The sequence below is a fragment of the Brucella pseudogrignonensis genome (assembly GCF_031454375.1).
Lineage (GTDB): Bacteria > Pseudomonadota > Alphaproteobacteria > Rhizobiales > Rhizobiaceae > Brucella > Brucella pseudogrignonensis_A.
In genome coordinates this window covers 106,439-132,100 of record NZ_JAVDQT010000010.1, presented here as the reverse complement: position 1 = coordinate 132,100, position 25,662 = coordinate 106,439, and the positions used below count along the sequence as shown (strand labels likewise).

The following is a 25,662-nucleotide window of genomic DNA, read 5'->3' as shown; positions in this document are numbered from 1 at the left end:
GGGTTGTCGCCGACAACCAGCAGAGCCACCATGCCCATGGCATAATGCGGTGTGCATTTAACGAAGTAAGCGCCAGGTTCTGTGACGTTCAGTGTGTAATTTTCATTGATCTTACTTTTGAAAGCTTCAACGCCTTCGGGGATCATTCCTTTGATCGACTCGACATTGTGGCCCTTGTCAGTGGGAATAAACGTGATCGTGTCGCCGGGATTGGCCTTAATGTAAGAAGGCTCGAAAACCATGGCGCCGTCTGCGCCCTTGTTGAGCATATGGACTTCGATATTGTCAGCCATAACGGGGGCCACCATCATCAGGCTAAGGGCCGCTGCGGCGAAGGAAATAGCACATTTACGCATTTTGTTGATCTCCAAAGCTGGCTTGGGCAGTTTCGGAAAGATGCCATTCACCAGTGCAATGAAAATTTAGAATGCCTTTCGGTCGCGCTCTTTGATTGGGATCAAACAGATTTCAATAGTGGAGAGAAAAGATCAGAAATCGCTGGTTGCTATGTGTTTCAGCCGCTTGAGATCGCGCATAAGCAGACAGCTTAGATTTTGTGGGGACCCAGAAAATTGCCGTTCACATCATAGACTGCGTGATTGCGGCTGGATCTCTAAGCTCCGCAGTTAGCGTAGGATAGAGTAATAGCGGGTCATATTCTGCGGTAATGGTGCTTGTGGTGACATCGTGCCGAACACGTGGACATTAGCCACGCCTTCAATTGATGTTAAGCTTTGTGCGGATGAGACCTTGGCCTGCCATCAGCGCTTTTTCTTGCTTGCTGCGAACAGGATCAGAAGCTCGACTTTATTGAAGAGCGAGGCAAATATTTCTCTTTAGTCACAACGGTGACTGAGCCATCAATCTTGTGCGCGCAGGCGATAGCCGACGCCTGTTTCCGTCAGAATATAATGCGGCTGATCGGGAGATTTCTCGATTTTCTGGCGCAGCTGACGGACATAGATGCGCAAATATTGCACATCGGCCGCCGGTCCCCACACATGGCTCAAAATATATTGATGCGTCAGCACCTTGCCGGCGTGCTGAACAAGCAAACGCAGTATTTCATATTCCTTGGGCGAAAGCTTTATCTCCGCCTCATCAAGCTTCACGATGCGCCTGACCAGATCGACCGATAAACCATCGCTCAGAAAAACCGGCTTCTCGCCCTGCTGGTGCAGTTTATGGCGCAGCGCCATACGCGTTCGTGCCGCCAGCTCCTTCATGCCAAAAGGCTTGGCTACATAATCGTCCGCACCGGTTTCAAGTGCGCGCACAATGCCCGCCTCATCGGTACGGCTTGAAAGGATGAGGACTGGCAGCGTCAGTCCCCGTTCGCGCCACAGACGCAGAACTTCGTGGCCGTCCGTATCGGGCAAGCCCAGGTCAAGCAGAACGAGATCGGGCTTTTCGCTCTCAAGCAAAAGGTCTGCTTCACGCGCATTGGCCGCTTCAATGATCGTATAGCCTTCGGTCGTAAGCCCCACCCGCAGCAATTTGCGAATGGGTGGCTCGTCATCGACGACCAGAATTTTCGGCTTTGGATCGTTCATGAGTTCCTGTCTATCTCTTGAACCGGCAGCGGTATGGTTATCGTAAAACGGGCACCGGAACCCTCAGCCCGGTTTCCAGCCCGAATAGTTCCACCCATTGCTTCTGTGAAGCCGCGGGCAATGGAAAGGCCCAAGCCCGTTCCTGCCTGTACGTGATCACCCTTGCGAACGCGATAGAATGTATCGAAAACCCGTTCAAGATCGATATCGGGAATACCGGGACCATGATCGCTGATTTCAAGCACCACATGACCACGCTCGACATGCGCTTCAAGCGCGATTTCTGATCCCTGCGGCGCATATTTTGCGGCATTATCGAGAAGATTGAACAATACCTGTTCAAACAACACCGCATCAAGCCGCAGCATGGGAAGATCGGCTGCGACCGCCACCTGAAGCCTGTGATGCGCGAGAATCTTGACCGCGCGATGCAGCGCTGCTCCCACAATATCGCCGAGATAATGCAGCGACAGATTGGGTTCCATGGCACCTGATTCAATGCGTGTCATATCAAGCAGATTGGCGATGAAGCGGTTCAGCCGTTCGGATTGCTCGACAATGGTCGATAGCAATTCGGTGCGGTCGCTCTCGGGCAGCGAAACGGAATAGTCGCGCAATGTGGTGGCGGCCCCCATGATGCCCGCAAGTGGTGTTTTAAGATCGTGCGATATGGAGGTGAGAAGCGCCGAGCGGAGCTTGTCTGCCTCTGCTGCAAGCCTGGCGCGTTCAACATCGCCCACAAGCTGCACACGCTCGATGGCAATGGCCGCCTGATCACTGAGCGCTTCAAAAAGTCTCTGCTGTTGAGGTGTCAGGATTGGCCCCTGCCGATCATTATCGAGCCCGATCACGCCGACGGACGTGCGCGCCGTCTTGAGCGGCAGATAAAGCCGCCTGGCACCGGGCAGCGTATCCGCACCCCGACCGGCTGGCAGTTCATGTTCCCAAGCCCAGTGCGCTGCAGCAATATCGGCATCGACAAGACTGTCATCGGGCGGGTAACCCGCGCGAACTGCAATGCTTTCACCTTCGGGAAGCAGGATGACAACGCGCACTTTCAGCATGGAGGCGATCTGAAAGGCGGTTGCCCAGAGCACATCATCGAGTGAACCTGTTCCCGCCAGCTTCTTGCTGAAAAGATAAAGATCCTCGGTCATGTTTGCGCGCTGCCGTGCCGCTGCTGCCTGACGCTGCACGCGGCTTGCCAGATTACTGGCGACAAAGCTGACAAGCAGAAAGAACGAAAGCGCCACCACGCTTTCTGGGTCTGCGATAGACAGCGTGTAGAGCGGCGAGAGGAAGAAGAAGTTATAGGCAAAAGCGCTTAACACCGACACGAACAGCGCTGGCCAAAGACCGAGCGTGACCGCAACGCCAAGAACGCCCACAACGAAAACCAGAGCGATGCTTCGCACATCCAAAAACTGGTCGAGCAGAAGCCCGACACCAAGTGCGCAGGCCGTGACCAGTGAGGCCGCGAGATAAGGCTTGATGTTGAAGGCGCTCGGTTGACTTGCGGTTTTGACACCACGCGTTGTCTCCGCCTTGTCGCGGTCGGCAGTCGAGGTGATATGAACATCGATCGCGCCTGAATGGCGGATAAGATCATGCCCGACAGAGCCTTCGATTGCCTCGCGCCAGCGCGACTTTGCCGATTTTCCAGCCACGATATGCGTGTAATTATGGGTTGAGGCGTAACGCACCAGATCTTCGGCAATATTCTGGCCGGGAATAATCACGGTTTCGCCGCCAAGCCTTTCGGCAAGGCGCATGGTTGCCGAAATCCGGTCCTTTGCTTCATCGGACAGATTGACTGAGCGCGGTGTTTCAATGTGAATGGCAGCCCAGGGCGCCCGCATCCGATCGGCAAGCCGTCGCGCATAGCGCACCAATGAAGCACTGCTTGTGCGCTGGTCGATGGCAACCAGAACACGATCACCCGCAGCCCATGGCCCTTCAATGGCATGTGCCCGCATATGAGTCAGCAATTGTTCGTCAACCCGCTGCGCGGTGCGGCGAAGTGCAAGTTCGCGCAGGGCAGTCAGATTGCCGGCAGAAAAATAGTTGCGGATCGCACGCCTGGCGGTTTTCGGCAGATAGATCTTGCCCTGGTCAAGCCGCTTAATGAGATCGTCCGGCGTGAGATCAATCAGCTCGATATCATCGGCCCGGTCGATAATGCTGTCGGGCACGGTTTCGCGCACGCGGATGCGGGTAATCTGTGCCACCACATCATTGAGGCTTTCGACATGCTGAATATTGAGCGTGGTATAAACATCGATCCCGCGCGCCAGAATTTCCCCGACATCCTGATAGCGCTTGGGATGACGGCTGCCCGGTGCATTGGTGTGGGCCAGCTCATCCACCAGAACGAGTTGCGGCTGCCTTTTTAGGATGGCATCGATATCCATCTCATCGAGCCGGTGGCCATGATAGGACACCGGCTTGCGGTCGATTATTTCAAGTCCATCGACAAGCGCTTCCGTCTCCTGTCGCCCATGCGTCTCGACAATGCCGATCACCACATCAATGCCGTCCGCTCTGCGCGCACGTCCCGACATCAGCATTTCATAGGTCTTGCCGACGCCGGGTGCTGCTCCCAGAAATATCTTGAGACGGCCGCGCGTTTCGCGCTCTGCCTGTTCAAGCAGCGCATCGGGAGAAGGCCTCATATCGCCAGGGCGAAGATCGTCCGATATCAAGCGTTGTTCCTCAAAATGAGAAGGCAGCAGGCAAGCCCGCCGGTAGAGCGGTTTCATTTTTAGCAGAATCGTTGAAACCGCTCTATTTCTTTGTTTTCATGCATTATCCAACACAAAACCGCGTTGCACTTTTGCTGGAAATGCTTTGATCTACTCTAGTTAATCCCGGTTCTGTCCAGAACAAGATTGAGCTTGAGCACATTGACGACCGGCTCACCAAGAAAACCAAGCTCGCGCTGCTCGATCTGCTGTTTGACGATGCCGCGAAGGCTCGCTTCATCAAGCCCGCGCGCTTTGGCAACCCGAGGCACCTGAAAAAGCGCTGCTTGCGGTGAGATATGCGGATCAAGCCCGCTTGCCGATGTTGTGACGAGATCAATCGGCACTTCGGCATTGGGTGTACCCTGTAGCAATGGATCGGCATCGGCTTTGATGCGTGCAATCAGTGCCGGATTGGTTGGCCCAAGATTGGAGCCACCCGAGCTTGCAGCATCATAACCTTCTTTGCCAGCCGCAGAAGGGCGGCCATGGAAATAGCGGTCGCCTGCAAATTTCTGGCCGATAAGTTCAGAACCGATCACCTTGCCATCCTTTTCGATGAGGCTGCCATTGGCCTGTTGCGGAAAGATGGCTTGTGCAAGGCCGGTCATGCCAAGCGGATAAATCATCCCTGTGATGACAGTAAGAGCAACGATCATGACGAGTGCTGGACGCAGTTGTTTCAACATTTTCTTGTTCCTTAAACCAGGCCGAGGGCGACGATAGCCATATCAATGGCTTTGATGCCGATGAACGGAACAATGACGCCGCCAAGGCCGTAGATCAGAAGATTGCGCGACAGCAGCGCACCTGCGCCAACAGGCTTATAAGCAACGCCCTTCAGCGAAAGCGGGATCAGCGCGACAATGATGAGTGCGTTGAAGATGATCGCCGAGAGGATCGCGCTTTGTGGGGTCGCAAGCCCCATGATGTTGAGCGCGCCAAGCTGCGGATAAAGGGCGAGAAACATCGCGGGAATGATCGCAAAATACTTGGCAATGTCATTGGCAATCGAGAAAGTCGTGAGTGCGCCGCGCGTCATCAGCAATTGCTTGCCGATCTCGACAATTTCAATAAGCTTGGTTGGATCGCTGTCGAGATCGACCATATTCCCGGCCTCGCGTGCGGCAACCGTTCCGGTATTCATCGCAACGCCGACATCGGCCTGCGCCAGGGCTGGCGCATCATTGGTGCCGTCGCCGCACATGGCCACAAGCTTGCCCCTGGCCTGTTCCTGCCGGATAAGCTCAAGCTTGTTTTCAGGCGTTGCCTGCGCCAGAAAATCATCTACGCCTGCTTCTGCAGCAATCGCCGCCGCCGTCATCGGATTATCGCCAGTAATCATCACTGTGCGGATACCCATGCGGCGCAATTCAGTGAAACGCTCGCGGATACCACCCTTGACGATATCCTTGAGGTGAATGACGCCAAGCAGGCGTCCATCCTTGCTGACTGCCAAAGGCGTTCCGCCGGTTTTGGCGATTGTGTCGGCAATGGCTTGCAGTTCATGGACGGTCTTCTCATCCGATATTGCATGTTTGAGCACGGCATCAACCGCGCCCTTGCGGATTGACGACCCGTCAACATCGACACCGCTCATCCGGCTTTGCGCCGTGAAAGGCACGAAGATCGCATTCAGGCTCTGCATATCGCGGCCGCGCATGTCGTATTTTTCCTTGGCAAGAACGACGACGGAGCGGCCTTCAGGCGTTTCGTCGGCAAGTGAGGCCAATTGTGCGGCATCGGCAAGGGCCAGTTCATTCACGCCGCTAACCGGCATAAAGGCTGTGGCCTGACGATTGCCGAGCGTGATTGTGCCAGTCTTGTCGAGCAAAAGCGTGTCAACGTCACCGGCAGCTTCCACCGCACGGCCAGACATCGCAAGCACATTGAAGCGCACCAGACGGTCCATGCCGGCGATGCCGATTGCCGACAAAAGTGCGCCGATTGTGGTCGGGATCAAAGTCACGAAAAGGGCAACCAGCACGATGACGGGAATATAACCGCCCGCATAGGAGGCAAAGCTCGGAATTGTCACGACAGCCAGAACAAAGATCAGCGTCATGCCTGCAAGCAGAATGTTGAGCGCGATTTCATTTGGCGTCTTCTGGCGTTCAGCCCCTTCGACAAGGCTGATCATTTTGTCGATGAAAGTCGAGCCCTGAGCCGCCGTGATGCGGACCTTAATCCAGTCAGACAGCACCTGCGTACCACCCGTGACAGCAGAGCGGTCGCCGCCCGATTCACGAATGACCGGAGCGGATTCACCTGTGATGGCTGCTTCGTTGACGGAAGCCACACCTTCGATGACTTCGCCGTCGGATGGAATGATATCGCCTGCTTCAACGATCACCACATCGCCCACCTTGAGGCTTGTGCCAGGTACGGTCGTAAAGTCTTTCTGGCCTATATCACGGAGCAGTTTGGCCTGGGTTTCCGTGCGGGTGCGGCGCAGGGATTCCGCCTGTGCCTTGCCACGACCTTCGGCAACAGCTTCGGCAAAATTGGCAAACAGTACCGTGAACCAGAGCCACAGCACGATCTGGAACGAAAAGCCGATATCGGCTCCGCTGGTCGCAACATCCTTCAACAGAAGAACAGTTGTAAGCATGGAGACCACAGCCACCACGAACATCACCGGATTGCGTGCAAGGCTTTTGGGATTAAGCTTGCGAAAAGCGTCACCAATGGCGGGAATGAGGATGCGCGCATCAAGGATGCTGGCCTTAACGACTTTGGCGGATTGGGACTTGCTCATAGGGAACTCCAGAAAAGCGGACCCAGAAATTCTGCAGCAAGTACGATCATCAGCACTGCTGCAAGAATGAGGAGAATGAGGTTTGATGGCCTAAAACTCCGTGCATCCGTACGGATGCAAAAGGGAGTTTTTAACTTGCTGAATATGTGCATCAGAATGTCTGCCCGTTAATCAGCGCGAGATGTTCAGCCACAGGTCCGAGCGCCAGTGCGGGGAAGAAGATCAGACCACCCACAACGAGAATGACACCGATCAACAGACCGACGAAAAGCGGTCCGTGGGTCGGGAATGTCCCGGCGGATTCGGGTGCAGCCTTCTTGGCAACCAGTGATCCTGCAATTGCCAGTGCCGGTACGATGACCAGAAAGCGGCCCATCAGCATCGCAAGACCGATGGTGATATTGTACCAGGGCGTGTTGCCCGAGAGACCGCCAAAGGCCGAACCGTTATTGGCGGTGCCCGACGTATAGGCATAAAGGATTTCCGAAAAGCCATGCGGCCCCGGATTGGCAATCGAGCTTAGACCTGCCGGAATGACTGTGGCGATTGCCGTAAAGCCAAGGATCGAAAGCGGCAGGCAGAGAACGGCGAGCATGGCCATCTTCACTTCTTTGGCCTCGATTTTCTTGCCCAGATATTCCGGTGTGCGTCCGACCATCAGACCGGCCACGAAGATTGCCACGACAACAAACAGGATGATGCCGTAGAAGCCTGCGCCCACGCCGCCGATAATGATTTCACCCAGCATCATGTTGATCATGGGAATCATGCCGCCGAGCGCCATCATGCTGTCATGCATGGCAATGACTGCGCCACAGGAGGCGGCTGTTGTCACCACTGCAAATAGCGCCGACATGGTAATGCCGAAGCGGGTTTCCTTGCCTTCCATATTGCCGCCATCAATGCCAAGCGCATGGATCAGCGGATTGCCCGCAGCTTCCGCCCAATAGCAAATGGCAACACCGGCCACAAAGAGCACGCCCATTGCAGCGAAAATCGCCCAGCCCTGCTTTTCATTGCCGACCATGCGGCCAAACACATTTGTAAGGCCTGCACCGATGGCAAAGATCGCTACCATCTGGATCATGTTCGAAATGGCATCGGGATTTTCAAATGGATGCGCGGAATTGGCATTGAAAAAACCGCCGCCATTGGTGCCGAGCATCTTGATGGCAAGCTGAGAAGCGACCGGACCAAGGGCTATGACCTGACGCGCGCCTTCAAGCGTGGTGGCTTCGACATAAGAGCCGAGCGTCTGCGGTACACCGAGCGCCACAAAAGCAAGCGTCATGACCACACAAATGGGCAGCAGTATATAGAGCGTGCAGCGTATGAGGTCACACCAGAAATTGCCCAGCGTCTTTATCGATTTGCGCGAGAAGGCGCGGATGAGCGCAATGGCAATGGCCACACCCGTTGCAGCCGAAACGAAATTCTGGACTGTAAGACCTGCCATCTGGGTGAGATAGGACATGGTGCTTTCGCCACCATAGTTCTGCCAGTTGGTGTTGGTCACAAAACTTGTTGCCGTGTTGAAGGCGAGATCGGCAGGCACATTGCTCATGCCCATCGGGTTGAAAGGCAGGGAACCTTGCGCGCGCTGCAGAAAATAAAGCAGCAGAAAGCCTGCAAGATTGAACAGCAGCATGGCAGCTGCATAGCTCGTCCAGTGTTGCTCCTCACGCTCGCTTGTTCCTGCCAGACGATAAAGGCCCCGTTCGATGGGAACGAGGACAGGCGACAGAAACGTGCGCTCGCCATTGAAAACGCGCGTCATGTAGCTGCCAAGCGGCTTTATGAGCGCGATGATGATCCCGCAAAAGATGAGGATCTGTATCCATCCATTGATTGTCATGGTTTTTCCCAAGCCTGGATTAGAGCGCGTTTCGGTCTGATTGAAACAGATCCGCGCTCTAAATCTTTGGTTTAACGCGCATCGTATCCGAAATTGGCTTCCGACTTTTCGGGATGCGCTCTAGGCTCAAATCGGCTGCTTATTCAGAACCGTTCCGGACGAATGAGCGCGTAAAGAAGGTAGGCGGCAACGAAAGCCGCAACCAGGGCGCCTGCGATATATTCAATCAGCATGGCGGGTTCCTCAAAGCCTCTCGCAAAGGCGCAAATAGCCAAACAGCATTGCGAAGAAAGCGATGCCGATACCAAGAACGGCGATATCCATTGTCATTTCTACTGTGCCCGGCCTGATTACCTGTGGGCTCCCTGTTTCACAGCGGGCACTATGCTGCCGGAGCTCATAGGATTTCGAGAGAGGGTAAAGGGCGAAGAAATAAAAAAGTCATATATGTTTGGAAGACAATTTCACCATTTCAGTCGGTCAGTTTTTCCAACTTGATGTTGAATAATTGCTGCGATGAATAGTGCGGCTTATCTTTTGACGCAGTTATGCAGCGAGTGCTTCGAACTGTTGTTTGATTGAGAGTGCATTAGCGGCTGCAAAGATGCCTTGCTGTTTTTGCATCATGTGAATGAGCTCAATACCGGTGAGCGTGATACCGGTTGCGGTTTCTGACTTGAAACTTAGCATGGAGCGTGTGCGTCGTTTGATGCGGCGATGATCCTGCTCAATCGTGTTGTTCATGTATTTGCTGGAGCAATGACAATCGGTTTGCCAGCCTGGCTAAGCCGGATCTCCGCATCGCATTGCATCATAGCTATTCTATTTGTCTCGCGTCCATCGATGGTAATGCGCACTGGCCTGCCGTGGCGGGCGAGTGCCTTGCGGATAATGCATTTGGCAGCGCTCAGTTTACGTTGTTTGCTGAAACAGAACTCGACCGTGTCGTTAGCGTCGGATTCCGCCCCTTCCCGCAAGCGATGCCATAGACAGGCAAGGTTACCCGCACCAGAGCGCATATGTGCGGCGAAGCGCGCCACGCACGCACTTCGCGACGTCGGATTTGACAGACTGTCAGCCTGCCCCGAACTTTCTGGCCATATCGCTCAGTCTTGCCAGTGCTTCGTCGAACCGCCCTTCGGCTTCAGCGTGTCGCTGGAATGCCACGCGCGAAACAAGTATTTCTGCCGGTGTCGGTTTCTGTGAAAACAACGCCATGACCTCATCCGTAAATTCTGACAATGGCTGGTAGCCATCACGTGTCTCCTGACCGGGCGTGAGTGTTGTCTGCACTGCGGGCGGAACCAACTCGATGACTTCAACCTGCCCCTTCAAAGCCTCACGCAATGAAATGGTATATGAATGGATTGCTGCTTTGGTCGCATTATAAGTCGGAGCGCTAAACAGCGGAACAAATGCCAGACCTGAACTGACATTCACTATTGTTGAATCTGGCTGGGCCACAAGATGATTGATGAACGCATCGGTCATACGGATGGTACCAAGCAAGTTTGTCGTGATCATTGCCTCAGCATCAGTAAGATCACGCTGATGATCCAAAGTTTCAGACCGCATGATGCCTGCATTGTTAAAAAGAACATTTATGCTTGGATATTTTCTGATAACATCGATAGCAAAATCAGAAATGTCTGGGCTGCTTTCAACATCGACTGTTATCGCGTGCATGTTATCGCGTCCGATGCACGCTCGTTCAAGTGCATCCAGGCGCCGTCCGGCAATGATAACAGTGTTTCCCAAATCGTGAAAGCGGTGCGCTAATGCTTCCCCGATACCTGACCCGCCGCCGGTAATCAGGATCGTATTGCCAGTTATTTTCATGCAATTTACTCCGCTAGAGCGCATGCCAAAAGTGTGAAACAGCTATAGGCATCGCGTTAAAACAGCTTGTTAGAGCGATGATTTGGTCCAGTCAGATCAAACCAGGCTCCAAGGCCACTGGTGCTTAAATGAGCTTATTGCTATCTGATGGAAAGAAGGCACTTAAAAGAATTATACTTACCAAAAAGAGAGTATTGAATTGTCCGGTTTGAAACACACGAGGCCCTCAAGTCCTCCAGAGAAAAGTCATACAAGAGCGCCGGATCCAAAAGTCGAGGCACTGGTCAATGATCTCATTGGCCGGGTCGCGGATAAATGGACGATGATTATTCTCGAAATGCTCAATGAGCATGAAGAATTGCGCTTTACGCAGCTTGCGCGCCATATCCCGAATATTAGTCAAAAAATGCTGACGCAAACACTGCGCCAGATGGAGCGCGATGGACTGGTCTCGCGCACAGTGCATGCGGTTGTACCACCGCGCGTGGACTACCGACTGACCCATCTGGGTATGAGTTTAGGAGCAGCCTTCTGCGGCGTTTGGATTTGGGCAGAGGCCAATCTTCAGACAGTTGAGACTGCGAGGCGGAAATTTGACGAGCAGCGCCCCTGAGTGATAAGGCTCACTTCTATTAATCATATTTTCTAAAATAATGAGCTATAGAAATGGACACTATCGCTCGTGACCTGGAACTGGACACAACCGGACTGGCCCAATTTCCACTATGACGCTGCGGCGCTGCACAGTCTGGAGCAACAATTCCTGCTGTCAGCCGGCGAAGTGATCGGCGCGGTGCGCCATATCAATCCTGCCGAGCGCGATCTGTTGCGTATCGAACTTTTGAGTGATGAAGCGATCAAAACAAGCGTCATTGAGGGCGAGACTTTAGACCGGCTCAGTGTGCAGTCGTCACTGCGGCGGCAATTGGGCCTGACGACCGACCGGCGTTCTGTGCAACCGCATGAACACGGCATCGCCGAATTACGGACTCATCAAAATGGCGGCCTTTAAACATCTAAAATACCCGGTTGATTAAATGCCAGGATACTATCAGCTCATCCATTGACGAAAAGTTTGCAACAGATCCCGTCGGCTTCTGGACTTCTAATAGGCGTTGACCAGTCTCCAATCCGCATCTTCATAACGGACGAAGCATATTCTTGGGCAAGTGCCCGATCCCACTGTGCTGATGAACGGATATCAGGGTGTTGGCCACCAAGCCATCGGCCTCATTTCAGAATGCCATAGTAGTTGCTGGTCAAGGACTATCGAGCAGCGGTCGTCCGCGACCAGAACAACACCGTAGGGTTCATTGCGACTCTCCGAGAAACTTTGGCTTCAACCAGCATTTTTGTCGCAACAAAAATTTCCAATCAATATAAAAATCATGTAAAATAAATCAAATATGGCTGATTTGATAAGATGTATACGCAAAATATCTGTAAATTAACATCAAAATTGTTGCATCAAATTTAACTGTTATTGCTGCCTCAGGGCGAATATCTGGATAGTCTCTGTAATTGGAGTTATGCATTGCTGATGTCGTTCAAAAATTATGCGCCCCTTATGAAATCCAGCATTGAACATTTGCCACTCGCGAAACAAGAGGAACTGCATCGAACAGTTCAGATCTTGTTGGAGGAGCTTGAGGATGCGTTGAAGCCTGGGTCAGCAGAGTTTAAAAAGCGTGGGCGTATCTTGAAGATCATTCTCTTCGGATCATACGCCCGCGGCGACTGGGTTGATGAGCCCCATACATCCAAGGGATACCAATCTGATTTTGATCTTCTGATTATTGTAAACGATAAGCGGCTTACCGACTTTGCAATTTATTGGAATAAGGCAGATGACCGGCTCATCCACGCACAGGATTTGAAGACCCCTGTTAAGTTCATCGTTCACTCGAGACGAGAGATCAACAATGCACTTAAGCAAGGACAGTACTTTTTTGTCGATATCAGACGCCAGGGAATTGTGCTCTATCAACTCGATGATGAGCCATTGGCCGAACCGCGGCCAATATCAGATCGTGACGCATATCGAATTGCAAAAGACTATTTTGAGGATCGTTTGCCGCATGCTCGGTTCTTCGTCAAAGCTGCAAGAATGGGCATTGAGGAAAACAGTCTGAAAGAAGCTGCTTTTCTTTTCCACCAGGCCATTGAGCAAGCGTATTCCGGTTTGCTCCTTACGTTGACCAATTACACACCTGCTTCGCATAACATTAAGTTCTTACGGAGCATTGCGGAAAGCCAGGCGCCAGGTTTGGCGGATGTTTGGCCGCGAGATCAGCAGCGCTATTCCGCATGGTTTAATGTGGTAAACGAAGCTTATGTCAAAGCGCGGTATTCAAAGCATTTTGAGATTAGTCAGGAAGCTTTGGAGTGGTTGTCAGCGCGTACGCAAAAGTTGATTGACGAAGTCGATGTTATTTGTCGGGATCATCTGCTCAAGTTGAGCCAGGCCGCAGAAATTTAGTCTGTCATTCTTTGAGAATACTCAAACTCAGGATGTACAGCAGTTTTTTCTTGTGCGCAGGAGTGAGGCGGGGGAACTGAAATCCCTCTGAAGGGTGAGATTTGGCTCATGCGGGCAAAAGCAATGAAAAATGAGGGATTACCGATCGGCTGCTCTTACAAAGCTTCTTTTCTGGTAGGCGATCGCATTGCCGTCGTGAAGGGCGCTCCCAATCTAACGCGGCAAGGCCAGTTGCGATTTACGCGCTACGCGTTGAATTGGCAGCCATTTAGTCAATGATTTATAATAATTATTATTTTAATATTTAACACAAATAGTTGATAGTTTTCATTACTCTGACGTTAACTATGTTTGTTAATCGTCCGATAAGTAGCTTTGTCTTGCCTTGATACACCTGGGACATTAGCACAAGGCAGTTATGACATAACCATTAGCCGAGGCATATTTGTCGGCGGTTCTTTTGTTTTTGAGCCAAAGTCAAGAATCCGCCCGTGCAGAAAATCTGCTGTCCGCTTTCCAGATTTCCAGTCAATATTCCCGGCTCCAACCCAAAGCCGACGAACCACGTTGCCAAATGCGTTAAAAGCAGAATTGCAAAAAATTTTGCTTCGACATGCCATAATGGAAGGCATGATGTGCAACTGGGGCAGCTTTTCCATGTTGCTAACACTACCCGACTTGCCATTCCCCTGCGTCCTCGGGATGGTTGGAAGATCGTCGTACACGAATGGAAAATGGGTTGAAAACACTAGCGCGCGCAGCGCGCAACGGGACAATCTCTGGTGGAACCATCAACTCGCTACGAGTGAAGGGTTGGATGTTTACGCTTCTGAGCCTGATCTGCAATCTGCGGCGCGTAACGAACAATCCAATGATTCAATGTTGCATGGTCAACGTCCACCCAACGCTCGGCCAGATCTCCTGAAGATCACGATAAGAAACGGAATAAGGAACATAGAAGAACACTGCATAAAGGATGACACTTTTGGGGAAATGAAAACCTTTGAAATCAATCGCCATAGCCAGTCACCTCACTCAATTATTCCCACCGAAACGACAATAGCGCAGCAGAAATAAAAAATTCGCGCCAGAACCCGGGGAAGTGCTTCGGCTACAGAGTCCTCCCCGAACTCATATTCCGATCATTCGCAGAACGGAGCCTGATCTCCCCTCGTGGCGTCTGTTATTGATTTTCACAGAGTGACCTCATTTAGATTCGAAATTCATTGAATAGGATTGGTTTTCATGACACAATGCGAGTGAAAACGAATTTCATGGGAAAGTATCAAAAATCATGCTTCCTGGGCAAAAGAAGCCATTTTCAGGCCAGGTAAGCTTTTTTCACGACCGTCGCTTGCCGGAACGAGCAATCCCGGTCGGATACGCGTCCCTAATCGACGCTTTCGAGCTCGCTGTTCCCGTGCCGATCAACCTCGCCGCCATCGGTGCGCGCCACAAAGTCTATCAAGCTGACGACTGGAAGCTTTATACGCCACGCCACCAACCAGACGCTAGTCTCACAGGCCATCTGACCTTCGCTTTACGTTACGAAGGTCTGGACCTAGCCGTCCTTAAAGCCCTGTTTCAGGCTACTGGGCCAGGGCCACTTATCGAGATCGTGCATGCAGCGCCGACCGGTGCGTATGCGCGGCGTCTCTGGTTTCTTTATGAATGGCTGCTCGACACCAGGCTCGATCTCGATGATGCAACCCAAGGCACATACGCCCTGGTCGTCGATCCCGATCTGCAATGGGCAATCGATGGGACGACATCCTCTCGCCATCGGGTGAAGAATAATCTGCCGGGCACACCCGCCTTCTGCCCGATGATCTTCCGCACACCCAAGCTGGATGCTTTTATCGCCCGAGATCTCGGCGAGGAGGCTCGGCGCCTGATCGCTGAGGTGCCGGCGGATTTGCTTGCCCGTACTGCGGCCTTCCTGCTCCTTAAGGATTCACGGTCGAGTTTCCAGATTGAAGGCGAAGACCCTCCCCCGGACCGCATTCAACGCTGGGGACAGGTTATCGCGGAGGCCGGTCGCCATCCAATCGACCGTACCGAACTGGAACGATTGCAGCGCATCGTTATTGGCGATGCGCGTTTCGTGCACCTTGGCCTGCGCGCTGATGGCGGCTTTGTCGGAGAGCATGATCGCATGAGCGGCGCGCCCATTCCGGATCATGTCAGCGCCCGGCATGACGATCTGCCGACTCTGATCGAAGGATTGACCGCATTCGACCGCGGTGCAGCACGGCAACTGGACCCGGTATTAGCCGGGGCCACCCTTGCTTTCGGCTTCGTCTATATCCATCCGTTTGAGGACGGAAATGGACGCTTGCATCGTTACGTCATCCATCATGTTTTGGCGGAACGCGGTTTCAATCCGCCTGGGTTGGTGTTTCCTGTCTCGGCAGGCATTCTCGACCGCATTGATGAGTACCGGCACGTCTTGAAGACCTATTCCCGTCGCCTGTTGCCTTTTGTCCGCTGGCGACCGACCGAGCGAGGCAATGTCGAGGTGCTGAACGAGACGGTCGATTTTTATCGATATTTCGACGCAACGCCCCATGCGGAATTCCTGTTCGAATGCGTGGCGCGTACCATTGATACTGACCTGCCAGCAGAAACCGCCTTCCTGAAAACCTATGATAGTTTCAAGAATGAGGTCTCGCGCATGATTGACATGCCGGACAGGCTGCTCGATCTCCTGTTCCGCTTTCTAAGCCAGAATGGCGGTAAGCTGTCGAAGCGTGCTCGCGAAAGGGAGTTTGCCAGCCTGACTGAAGAGGAGGCTGCGCGTATCGAGCTCATTTACACTGAATTGCTGCAGTCCTGATTGGGCTTTACCAACGATACGTCTGGGTTCGCCCGATTAAACGGTGCGAATTGGTTGGCCTGTTTCGGATTTTGAGTTAGAGTCAAGAACACGTACCCATCAGCCATTGCAGATAGCCAGTCAAAAACATTGTACGAAGCTGGATCGGAGAAAATCCGTCGTCCGTTAAGATTTAAAAGGCAATCAACAGCCGACAAGGACCTTACACAGGCCGCTCTGCTCTTCGAAGCTCTGGTGCAAACACGCCACGGTGACGCATGGAAAGAAGGTATCGTCAGCGGCCTTTCGAGATTGCCCAAAAATGGAGTTGATGCGTTAAAAACAGCATTGGGCTCTGATATCGTGGAAAGCATGCTGAAAAAATAATAGATGTGTTATGATCCCGTCCAAGAGCAAGCTACTCAAAGCAAAAAGCGCGCGAGCCCGAGTGAAGGATCAAAGAAAACAACTATGATAACCACTCAAGAACATGCGCCTTTCTTCAATAACGGCTCCTATAATTTCCCATCCTTCGAGTTTAATTATTGAAGCCCCAAGGGCCATGGTGAATATCCTTGCCGTCAACACGGTCAAAGCCATGTGCGCCGAAGAAATCACGCTGGGCCTGAATGACATTGGCTGTGCCGCGCGAACGACGGTAGCTGTCAAAATATCCCAGTGCAGATGCGAGCGCTGGTACTGGCAATCCAGCCAGTACAGCAATCGAAACAACGCACCGCAATGCGCCGTCTGTTTCATTAATGAGCGCGGCAAAAGCCGGCGTCACAATCAGATTAGCAGCATCTGGCGCAGCTTCAAATGCACTCGCAATTTCATCAAGAAACTGCGATCGAATAATGCAACCCTCGCGCCAGATCTTAGCGATGGTTGGCATTGGCAGGTTCCAGTTAAACTCCCGCGAGGCGGCGGAAAGCGTCGCAAATCCCTGCGCATAAGCCCCAATCTTGGCTGCCAGAAGAGCATTTTCCATATCATCCATGAAAGCCGCCTTATCAGCAACTGACAAAGCTGGAACCGGTGGCAGTCCGAGTATATCTTCCGCAGCGATACGCTCTTCCTTCAGCGAGGAAATGCAACGCGCAGCAACAGCAGCTTCAATGCTGGTCGCAGCAACGCCCATATTCTGCGCTTCAATAACAGACCACTTTCCGGTGCCTTTTTGCCCTGCTTTATCAAGGATAATATCGACAACCGGATTCCCAGTGGCCGGATCTCTTGCAGCCAGCACCTTCTCGGTAATTTCGATCAAATAGGAATTCAGGCGTCCCTTGTTCCATTTGCCGAAAACTTCTCCGATTTCAGCAGCCGACATGCCCAGACCATCGCGCAAGACACCGTAAATTTCAGCGATCATCTGCATATCGGCATATTCAATGCCATTATGGATGGTCTTCACAAAATGACCCGCGCCATTTTCACCAAGCCACGCGACGCATGGTTCATCATTAAATTTCGCAGCAATCGACTTCAAAACCGACTGAACGCGATTGTAAGATTCCTCTGTGCCGCCGACCATGATCGAAGGACCATGCCGCGCGCCTTCTTCACCGCCGGAAACACCCATGCCAATAAAGGTCAGACCGCTGTCTTTGAGGCTTTCAAAACGACGCATCGTATCGCGGAAGTTTGCATTCCCTGCATCGATCATAATATCGCCATTGGCCAGATGACCAGCAAGCGCATCCATCTGCTGATCAACGGCTTCACCCGCCTTGATCATGATAATGATAGGGCGCGGCGGACGAATGGCAGCTATGAATTCTTCGATTGTTTCGCATGGGATAATCTGGCTCTTGAGCTCGCCAGCAGCCGCATAAAACTTGCGTGTCGCTTCAACAGTACGATTAAACACAGCGATACGATTGCCCTTCTCGGCAATGTTCAACGCCAGATTAGACCCCATAACGCCGAGGCCGATCAGACCTATTTCAGCTTGCGACATCGAAATTCTCCATTTTTAATTCTTGTCTAGAAGAGGCTTGCGCATGGTTGCGCAAGCCTCTTTCCCCACCCCACATCAGAAACTTAGCTGAACTTTCATAGACTGACTACGATCTCCGGCTATTTCAAATGCCTTAACTGCGTCCTCAATCGGATAAACAGCCGACAGAAGAGGCTTGAGATTGACTCGCTTCGTATTGATCAGATCAACGGCCAGGCCAAATTCTTCATGGAAACGAAATGTGCCTTTCAATTCGATCTCTTTTGCAACGATGGTATTCTGCGGAAGCGAAATATCACCACCCAGTCCAAGCTGCACCAGAACCGAGCGTGGCCTCAACACATCCAACCCGCTGCTGATGGCCTGTTCATTCCCGGATGCCTCAAACTGAACGTCGAAATAGCCTTTGTTCGCTGCATTTGCAGCAAGCGCCTGCGGGTCTTTCGCGATGTTAATGACCTTATCTGCACCAACCGCAAGAGCCTTTTCCAGCACCGCATCCATAACGTCGGTCGCCACGATCTCACAGGCACCATGCGCACGCGCCGCAATGATAGCCAGCGCACCGATCGGTCCGCAACCGCTCACCAGAACGCGCTTGCCCAGCAGGCTGCCAGCGCGCGCAACCGCATGCAGGGTCACAGCAAATGGCTCAGCCATAGCCGCTTCATTGATAGCAATGTCTTCAGCAACCTTAAAGCATTGCGCCTGTTCAGCCACTAATCGCTGGCGGAATGCACCCTGAATATGCGGCATAGCCATTGCACTGCCATAAAAGCGCATATTGAAGCAGTGGTTCTGCATGCCTTTCTGACAATATTCGCAATCACCACATGGCCGGCTTGGTGAGACGGCAACCCGATCACCGATGGCAAGACCGGACACACCACTTCCAAGCGCAACGATCGTTCCGGCGACTTCGTGCCCGAGGATCATCGGTTCGCGCACGCGAACCGTACCGAACCCACCATGGTTATAATAGTGAAGATCGGAGCCGCAAATGCCGCCCGCTTCAATCTTCACTTCCACTTGTCCGGCACCTGCGGCTTCAGGCTCCCGCTCTTCAATACGCAAATCTTTTGCGGCGTGAATGACAATAGCTTTCATGGACTTTCCTCAAACAACCGGGGTAAGCAGGGCTGAACCGGCAAAATGCGCAGCCAGATTGTCGCGCACGAGTTTGCCCATCGCTTGACGCGTTTCGAGTGTGCCCGAACCATGATGTGGTTGCAGAACCACGTTATCAAGAGCGAAAAAGCACTGATCGATATTTGGCTCATTGAGGAAGACATCGAGCCCTGCACCCTTGATTGTTTTGCCTTCAAGCGCCGCGAGCAGTGCAGCTTCATCAATGGTCGAACCACGAGAAATATTGACCAGAATGCCCTGATCACCAAGCGCCTCTAATACAGTGGCATCGATGATATTGCAGGTGGCATCACCGCCCGAAAGGGTGACGATGAGGAATTCCGACCACTTTGCCATTTCAAGCAGATTCCGGAAAAAAGGATATGCAACCCCTTCGCGCTGGCTTCTGCTGAAATAAGCAACATCACAATCAAATGCGGCCAGTCGCTTTGCAACGGCCGCGCCAATGCGTCCAAAGCCAACCACGCCAACGCGTTTACCGCTGACGCGCGTTACCAGTTCCATATTGCCTTTGGTCCATTTGCCGTCACGTACAAACCGGTCAGCTTGTGGCAACTTACGCGCAGTTGCGAGCAGCAGTGCAACGCCCAGATCAGCAACATCAGCGGTCAGAACATCAGGCGTATTGGTAACCCGAATGCCAGCGCCCCGGGCATGTTCAAGATCAATCGCGTCGGTCCCCACACCATAGCAGGAAACGATTTCTAGCTTCGGCAATGATTTCATCAAGCTTGCTGATGCACCAAGCTCTCCACGGGTCGCGATTGCGCGGATTTCGCGCGCATGCTTAGCGATAAAAGCATCGCGATCCAGCGCTTCATAGACCTTATGAACCTGATATTGTGCTTCAAGATCAGCGAGGTCCCATTCAGGATAAGCGCCCATTAGGAGAATTTGAGGTTTAGACATTTGTGCACCCTAATCATTGCGGAAAAGTTGTTTATCGTTTGCTGGTGACCAGTGGCAGCACCAGATCAACAACACTCTGAACCGAGCGTTCAATATCGACGACGATCGCATCGTCTTCTAATGTCGGGATTTCCAGCGTTGTAAGCTGACTATCGAGTAATGCTGCCGGCATATAATGGTTCTGGCGCGCTGACATGCGATCAAACAGCAATTGTCTTGGCCCATGCAGGCAAACAAATTTCAGCGGGCGCCCCGTCGAAACTCTCAAACGATCTCTGTACGTTTTTCGCAATGCTGAGCAGGAGACCACGACTTTTGGCGTTTTTGCAAGCTTGCTGCCGATTGCATCAAGCCAGGGCCAGCGATCATCATCATTGAGCGCAATACCAGCCTGCATTTTTGAAACATTGGCCGGTGAATGCAGCTCATCACCTTCAATAAACTCGGCCTGAAGATAGTCCGCGAGAAGACGTCCGACTGATGATTTTCCGCAGCCGGAAACCCCCATCACAACGACAGGGGCTGGCCATGTCAAATCAGAGGCAAGTGGTGATTCCGCCATCAACATAGAGAGTGTGTCCATTTACAAATGACGATGCCGGTGCAGACAAAAACACTGCTGCCCCGATCAACTCTTCCACATCACCCCAGCGTCCTGCGGGGGTGCGCTTTTCCAACCATGAAGAAAACTCTTCGCTGTCCACGAGAGCCTGATTGAGTGGTGTCTTGAAATAGCCCGGCGCAATGGCGTTAATCTGCAAACCATAACGCGCCCAGTCTGCGCACATGCCACGGGTAAGGTTTTTTATAGCACCTTTGGTTGCGGTATAAGGTGCTATGCCCGGGCGTGCGAGTTCACTCTGAACAGATGCAATATTGATAATCTTGCCTTTACCGCGTTCAATCATGAAACGTGCTGCTGCCTGCCCGGCATAAAAGGCGCTGGAGATATTCGTTGTCAGCAACTGCTCCCATCGATCAGCAGGAAAATCCTCGAGCGGTGAACGAAACTGCATTCCGGCATTATTGATCAGGATATCGATTGGCCCCTGATTTTTCTCTATCGCGGACACGCCTTCCTGAACAGCGTGTGCATTGGTTACGTCAAACGCCGCCGCCTCGACAGCATATCCTTGTGCGCGCAAAGATGCAGCCGCAGCTTCAAGCTTTGTAGAATCGCGACCATTAAGGACAACCTCAGCGCCATGTGCAGCCACTCCGCCAGCAAGTGCAAGTCCGATACCCTGCGAAGAACCAGTAATAAGGGCACGTTTACCGCTGAGATCAAATAATTGAGTTATCATCTATTCTCCCTTTCGCAAGCCAAGGTCTTCTTAATTTCCGAAATTCCGGCGCGCAGAAAAGGATCAGAGTGGATATAAAAAAACTGCACACCTTTTGCCCGCAAGTGCGGGATCTCATCAAGTGTGGCAAGCGTGCCTGCAATTTTGCCCGCAGCCCGGATTTTATCGACCGCTTCAGCAATCTTCACCATAACCGGTCCAGGACGCGGTGTGCCAAAGGGTGGCGCCGGAGGATACCCCATATCCTGCGACAGATCACCGGGGCCAATAAAGAAGACATCAATGCCTTCAACAGCAAGAATATCTTCAAGACAATCAATTGCAGAGGTTGTTTCGACCATGGCAATGACGAGCCGCTTTGCATGATCGTTGGGCAAAGCATACCGCACGGCTTCAACAATTGCCCACGCCTGATCTGCCGTTTCGACCATCGGCACCATGATGCCATCTGCGCCAGCATTCAGGTAACGAATGATAATTGGCCGCTCATGTGAATGCGGGCGAACAATCGCTGCACCACCAACTGATCTTGTAATTTGAACAGTCGTGCGAACATCATCAAAGCTCCACGTTCCATGTTCACAATCAAGAAACACGGAATCTGCGCCAAGCTCGACCAAACGAGCCGCTAAGCCGCTGGAAACATGGTGAGGATTGAACATCGTAACGCTCGCACCATTTTCCAGCTTACTGCGTAACAAGTCACCACTCATTGACGTGGGCCCTTACTTTTCAAGATATGATCTGTTGAATAGATTTATTTCAATGTCTGCACCGCGGCTGCAATGCGAGCACAGCCGTCGCGGATGACATCCTCTGAAGTTGCAATTGAAAGCCGGAAATATCCGGGCATTCCATATGCGCTACCGTGCAAAGCAGCGACCCCAACGCTTTCAAGCAGGTAGAGAATGAAATCGAGATCAGTTTCAATCTGTACGCCTTCCGGTGTCGTCTTACCAATAACCCCTGTGCAATTTGGGAATACATAGAAGGCACCATTGGGGGACGTGCAACGCAGACCCGGAATGGCATTCAACAGGCCGACAGCAAGATCACGACGCGCACGATAGACATTCGCAGCCTTAGCAATAAAAGTCTGATCGCCATTGAGCGCTTCAACAGCTGCAGCCTGACTAATCGATGATGGGCACGAAGAAATCTGCGATTGTAGTTTGTTGATCGCGGCGACAAGTTGGATATTTCCGACGCCGTATCCTATGCGCCATCCGGTCATAGCATATGACTTCGAAACACCATTCACAATGAAAAGCCGATCCTTGAGGCTCGGCTCTACAGTTGCGAGATTATCTTGCAGTTCCACATCAAACAGAACTTCATTGTAGATTTCGTCTGCAAGTACCCAAACATGCGGATGCCGAACGAGCACTGCCGCAAGATCCTTCAACTCTTCGCGCGTGTAAACTGCACCTGACGGGTTGGACGGCGAGTTTATGATCAGCCAACGAGTGTTTGGGGTGATCGCTTTTTCAAGTGCTTCAGCTGTCAGCTTGAAACCATTTTCTTCGTAGCAATCAACGATGACCGGCGTGCCATTGTTGGCAAGAACCATATCAGGATAGGAAACCCAATAAGGCGTTGGAATAATAACTTCACAACCACTTTCAACGCTTGCCATAAGCGCCAGAAAGATGACCTGCTTGGCGCCGCCACCGACACAAATCTGGTCATTGCCATAGGCAAGCCCGAGCGAGCGCTCAAATTTTCCTTGTATTGCCTTGCGAAAAGCAAGTGTACCGTTGACCGGTGTATATTTTGTGTCTCCAGCATTGATCGCCGCAATGCCTGCTGTCTTGATATTGTCAGGCGTATCGAAATCCGGCTCGCCTACCGTAAGATCGACAATGTCACGGCCTCCTGCCTTCAGATCACGAGCGCGTGCCGCCGCAATCGAACTTGGCGATGGTTTGATACGATTTACTCTGGATGCAGCTTGAAACTCAGTCATGATAATGTCCTCATGCTTAGAAAGCTGGCGCTGGACACAAACACTGGTCCACGTGCCATTGCCTCGTGATGTGTAGGATCAGATGCTCTACAAAATTTCAGAAAGAAATTTTTTGGCACGGTCGCTTTTTGGATTTGCGAAGAATTCGTCAGGCGTAGCTGTTTCGATCAGACGCCCCTCGTCCATGAACCAGACTCGATCGGCAACTTCTCGGGCAAACCCCATTTCATGTGTAACGCAAACCATCGTCATTCCATCGCTGGCGAGCCCCTTCATGACCTGCAAGACTTCACCAACCATTTCAGGATCCAGCGAACTTGTCGGCTCATCAAAAAGCATAACCGGAGGCCGCATGACCAGTGCGCGAGCAATAGCGACACGCTGCTGCTGACCACCGGAAAGCTGTAATGGATAGGCGTTTGCTTTGTGTGCTAGCCCCACGCGGGTCAGCAGCTCCATTGCTCGCGCCTGAGCTTCGGCTTTCTTGGCCTTTTTCAGTTCCAATGGTGCAAGTGTCAAATTTTCCAGCACGCTGAGGTGGGGAAACAGGTTAAATTGCTGGAACACGAAACCAATATGGGTGCGCAGTTCGTCTATATTCGTAGAACGCGCATTTACGTTTACGCCGTCAACCTGAATGTCTCCGGATTGAATCGCTTCAAGTCGGTTGATCGTTCTGATTAAGGTCGATTTACCAGAACCAGACGGTCCACAGATAACGACAACTTCCCCACGATTAACATGAGCATTAATGTCGTCCAGGGCTTTGTATTCACCATACCATTTACAAACATTCGAAAACTTTATCATGCCGCTGTACTCTCGACTGTAGACGCAGCGCCGGAACGCTTGTCGTAGATTTTATTCTCGGCGAACTTCGCGATGGATGTCAGCGTGAAATTCAAGACAAAATAGGTCAGCGCCAGAAGGCCAAAAACTTCGAAGGGCTTGGTCAACAACACGTTGTTGATCTGGTCCGCGGCAAAAGTTAGCTCCTGCGTGCCGATGATATAGGCCAGTGAAGTTTCCTTCACCGTCGAAACCAACTGATTGAGCATACTCGGCAACATGTTGAAGAGAGCCTGAGGAAGAATAATAACTCGCATGACCTTCAGATACGGCAACCCCAGAGTTCTGCCCGCTTCGTATTGACCGGCAGGCAGTGCCTGAATACCGGCACGAATAATTTCTGCAAGATAAGCGCTCTCATAAAAGGCGAGCGTGACGACCATCACCACATAGCCGGGAACCGGCATACCTGTGAGAAGCGGAATGAGAAAATAAGCCCAAAAAATGAACATTAGCAGCGGCACACCGCGAACAAAATAGATCACAGCAATTGCTGGCATTCGTATAGCCGCGAAAGGGCTAATGCGAGCAAGAGCAAGCAGAATACTGAGCGGTAGCGCCAACAAGATACTGCTTATGGCCATTCCCAGCGTTGCCACCAATCCACCAACAGGGCCATGTGGATATGAGCCAACGAGAAGAAGAAGCCAGTTATTTTGAAGAATCTCAAGCATGCTCAACCTGCTTTCGCCGCTGCTGCACCAGACCGCCCAACTGTCGAATAACGATCAGCGAGAAGACCGCCACACCACATGATCAACAGTGAAAATACTAGATAGAAAACTGTAATAACGACATAGATCTCGAATGTCTTAAAAGTGTAGTTCTCAACCTCACGACCGGCAGCAGTCAGCTCAAGAACGCCTATCGCCATTGCAAGACTGGTATTTTTGAACATCAACACAGTCTGGCTTACCAAAGGTGGTATGGCGATCCGAAAGGCTTGTGGTAAAATGATACGCCGTAAGGTGGATATATAGTTTAATCCAAGTGCGCGAGCTGCTTCGGTCTGGCCTGCAGGTATCGAACGAACCGCGCTTCGCAGGTCCTCTGAAATATAGGCTGAACCAACAAGACCAATCGCGATCATAGCCATAACGAATTCGGCATTATGGTTGTAGAGCCAATTGGTGACAGGTTGAGGCAATACGGCCGCGACACCAAAATACCAGAACAGGATATGCACCACCATCGGCACATTGCGATGAAAAGCGACATAAACGGCAACGAACTTGTCAGCTATCCACCATCCTGTCAGCCTCAATCCTGTAAGCACGCTCCCGACAAAGAATGCAAGCAAGAGCGAAGTCAGTGTCAGTAGGATCGTCGTACAGAAACCTAAAACGAGCAGATTGAAGTATTGTTCTTGGAAGATAACATTAAGATCGAAATTATATTGCATGCTCTCATCTCACTTTGTGATGAGCTTTTCGTTAAATGCGCCTTGCAGAAATCGGCGAAAGCGAATTGAAGAAACAGCCC

Annotated in this window: 21 protein-coding genes and 4 pseudogenes; 5 read left to right on the top strand and 20 right to left on the bottom strand. The window is 51.9% G+C overall.

Translation table 11 applies throughout. The annotated features are described in order from the left end of the window. The 9 genes and pseudogenes from J2782_RS20475 to J2782_RS20435 form a co-directional block, all read right to left on the bottom strand. On the bottom strand, positions 1-356 hold a 356-nt coding region (locus J2782_RS20475), incomplete at its 3' end, for a pseudoazurin (protein WP_310015862.1). Between the two features lie 504 nt (positions 357-860). Beyond that, on the bottom strand, positions 861-1,553 hold the full coding sequence (locus J2782_RS20470; protein ID WP_310015861.1) for a response regulator transcription factor: 693 nt from the start codon (positions 1,551-1,553) through the stop codon (positions 861-863). Beyond that, a complete protein-coding gene (locus J2782_RS20465) occupies positions 1,550-4,225 on the bottom strand; it encodes a DUF4118 domain-containing protein (RefSeq protein WP_404989692.1) in 2,676 nt (891 codons plus the stop codon). The genes J2782_RS20470 and J2782_RS20465 overlap by 4 nt, the downstream gene beginning before the upstream one ends. A 185-nt stretch (positions 4,226-4,410) precedes the next feature. Next, positions 4,411-4,983, bottom strand: a complete 573-nt coding sequence (kdpC, locus tag J2782_RS20460; RefSeq protein ID WP_310015859.1) for a potassium-transporting ATPase subunit KdpC — start codon at positions 4,981-4,983, stop codon at positions 4,411-4,413. Positions 4,984-4,994: 11 nt separating this feature from the next. Further along, positions 4,995-7,052 (bottom strand): potassium-transporting ATPase subunit KdpB, encoded by a 2,058-nt coding sequence (gene kdpB, locus J2782_RS20455; protein ID WP_310015857.1) that lies wholly within the window; start codon positions 7,050-7,052, stop codon positions 4,995-4,997. Between the two features lie 151 nt (positions 7,053-7,203). Further along, the gene (gene kdpA, locus J2782_RS20450) at positions 7,204-8,907 is read right to left on the bottom strand and encodes a potassium-transporting ATPase subunit KdpA (protein ID WP_310015854.1); all 1,704 of its coding nucleotides are present in this window, start codon (positions 8,905-8,907) and stop codon (positions 7,204-7,206) included. 143 nt (positions 8,908-9,050) lie between these two features. Beyond that, on the bottom strand, positions 9,051-9,140 hold the full coding sequence (gene kdpF, locus J2782_RS20445; protein ID WP_036567035.1) for a K(+)-transporting ATPase subunit F: 90 nt from the start codon (positions 9,138-9,140) through the stop codon (positions 9,051-9,053). Between the two features lie 313 nt (positions 9,141-9,453). Then, a pseudogene (locus J2782_RS20440) lies at positions 9,454-9,854 on the bottom strand (DDE-type integrase/transposase/recombinase); the annotation flags it as partial. A gap of 127 nt (positions 9,855-9,981) precedes the next feature. Further along, positions 9,982-10,746, bottom strand: coding sequence for an SDR family oxidoreductase (locus J2782_RS20435; RefSeq protein WP_310015851.1), 765 nt, complete (start codon positions 10,744-10,746; stop codon positions 9,982-9,984). A gap of 208 nt (positions 10,747-10,954) precedes the next feature. Here J2782_RS20435 and J2782_RS20430 point away from each other — a divergent pair, with 208 nt between their 5' ends. From J2782_RS20430 to J2782_RS20420, 3 genes and pseudogenes are all read left to right on the top strand, one after another. Then, positions 10,955-11,359, top strand: coding sequence for a winged helix-turn-helix transcriptional regulator (locus tag J2782_RS20430; protein WP_310015872.1), 405 nt, complete (start codon positions 10,955-10,957; stop codon positions 11,357-11,359). A 69-nt stretch (positions 11,360-11,428) separates the two neighbouring features. Then, positions 11,429-11,731, top strand: a pseudogene (locus tag J2782_RS20425) (DUF4172 domain-containing protein); the annotation flags it as partial. Positions 11,732-12,286: 555 nt separating this feature from the next. Further along, a complete protein-coding gene (locus J2782_RS20420) occupies positions 12,287-13,225 on the top strand; it encodes a nucleotidyltransferase and HEPN domain-containing protein (protein WP_404989689.1) in 939 nt (312 codons plus the stop codon). An 802-nt stretch (positions 13,226-14,027) separates the two neighbouring features. Here the strand turns inward: J2782_RS20420 and J2782_RS20410 are convergent. Beyond that, positions 14,028-14,245, bottom strand: a pseudogene (locus tag J2782_RS20410) (IS6 family transposase); the annotation flags it as partial. Positions 14,246-14,519: 274 nt separating this feature from the next. Between J2782_RS20410 and J2782_RS20405 the strand changes: the two are divergent. Together J2782_RS20405 and J2782_RS20400 are read left to right on the top strand one after the other, a co-directional pair. After that, on the top strand, positions 14,520-16,061 hold the full coding sequence (locus J2782_RS20405; protein WP_310015849.1) for a Fic family protein: 1,542 nt from the start codon (positions 14,520-14,522) through the stop codon (positions 16,059-16,061). Positions 16,062-16,250: 189 nt separating this feature from the next. Continuing rightward, a pseudogene (locus J2782_RS20400) lies at positions 16,251-16,427 on the top strand (nucleotidyltransferase family protein); the annotation flags it as partial. A gap of 151 nt (positions 16,428-16,578) precedes the next feature. Here the strand turns inward: J2782_RS20400 and gndA are convergent. The 10 genes from gndA to J2782_RS20350 form a co-directional block, all read right to left on the bottom strand. Then, positions 16,579-18,003, bottom strand: a complete 1,425-nt coding sequence (gene gndA, locus J2782_RS20395; RefSeq protein ID WP_310015847.1) for an NADP-dependent phosphogluconate dehydrogenase — start codon at positions 18,001-18,003, stop codon at positions 16,579-16,581. 75 nt (positions 18,004-18,078) lie between these two features. After that, entirely contained in the window at positions 18,079-19,110 is a 1,032-nt protein-coding gene (locus tag J2782_RS20390; RefSeq protein WP_310015845.1) for an L-idonate 5-dehydrogenase, read from the bottom strand. Positions 19,111-19,119: 9 nt separating this feature from the next. Continuing rightward, on the bottom strand, positions 19,120-20,061 hold the full coding sequence (locus tag J2782_RS20385; protein ID WP_310015842.1) for a 2-hydroxyacid dehydrogenase: 942 nt from the start codon (positions 20,059-20,061) through the stop codon (positions 19,120-19,122). Positions 20,062-20,092: 31 nt separating this feature from the next. After that, entirely contained in the window at positions 20,093-20,629 is a 537-nt protein-coding gene (locus J2782_RS20380; protein WP_310015840.1) for a gluconokinase, read from the bottom strand. Continuing rightward, positions 20,598-21,362 (bottom strand): SDR family oxidoreductase, encoded by a 765-nt coding sequence (locus J2782_RS20375; RefSeq protein ID WP_310015870.1) that lies wholly within the window; start codon positions 21,360-21,362, stop codon positions 20,598-20,600. The genes J2782_RS20380 and J2782_RS20375 overlap by 32 nt, the downstream gene beginning before the upstream one ends. Next, entirely contained in the window at positions 21,362-22,078 is a 717-nt protein-coding gene (locus J2782_RS20370; protein WP_310015838.1) for an HpcH/HpaI aldolase family protein, read from the bottom strand. The genes J2782_RS20375 and J2782_RS20370 overlap by 1 nt, the downstream gene beginning before the upstream one ends. A 44-nt stretch (positions 22,079-22,122) precedes the next feature. Beyond that, positions 22,123-23,331: an aspartate transaminase gene (locus tag J2782_RS20365; RefSeq protein WP_310015836.1), complete on the bottom strand. Its 1,209-nt coding sequence runs from the start codon at positions 23,329-23,331 to the stop codon at positions 22,123-22,125. Positions 23,332-23,418: 87 nt separating this feature from the next. Continuing rightward, the gene (locus J2782_RS20360; protein WP_310015834.1) at positions 23,419-24,141 is read right to left on the bottom strand and encodes an amino acid ABC transporter ATP-binding protein; all 723 of its coding nucleotides are present in this window, start codon (positions 24,139-24,141) and stop codon (positions 23,419-23,421) included. Beyond that, on the bottom strand, positions 24,138-24,854 hold the full coding sequence (locus tag J2782_RS20355) for an amino acid ABC transporter permease (RefSeq protein WP_310015832.1): 717 nt from the start codon (positions 24,852-24,854) through the stop codon (positions 24,138-24,140). The genes J2782_RS20360 and J2782_RS20355 overlap by 4 nt, the downstream gene beginning before the upstream one ends. 2 nt (positions 24,855-24,856) lie before the next feature. Continuing rightward, positions 24,857-25,582 carry an amino acid ABC transporter permease gene (locus tag J2782_RS20350; protein WP_310015830.1) on the bottom strand — a complete coding sequence of 242 codons (726 nt, stop codon included), beginning with the start codon at positions 25,580-25,582 and terminating at the stop codon, positions 24,857-24,859. Positions 25,583-25,662: the final 80 nt, after the last annotated feature.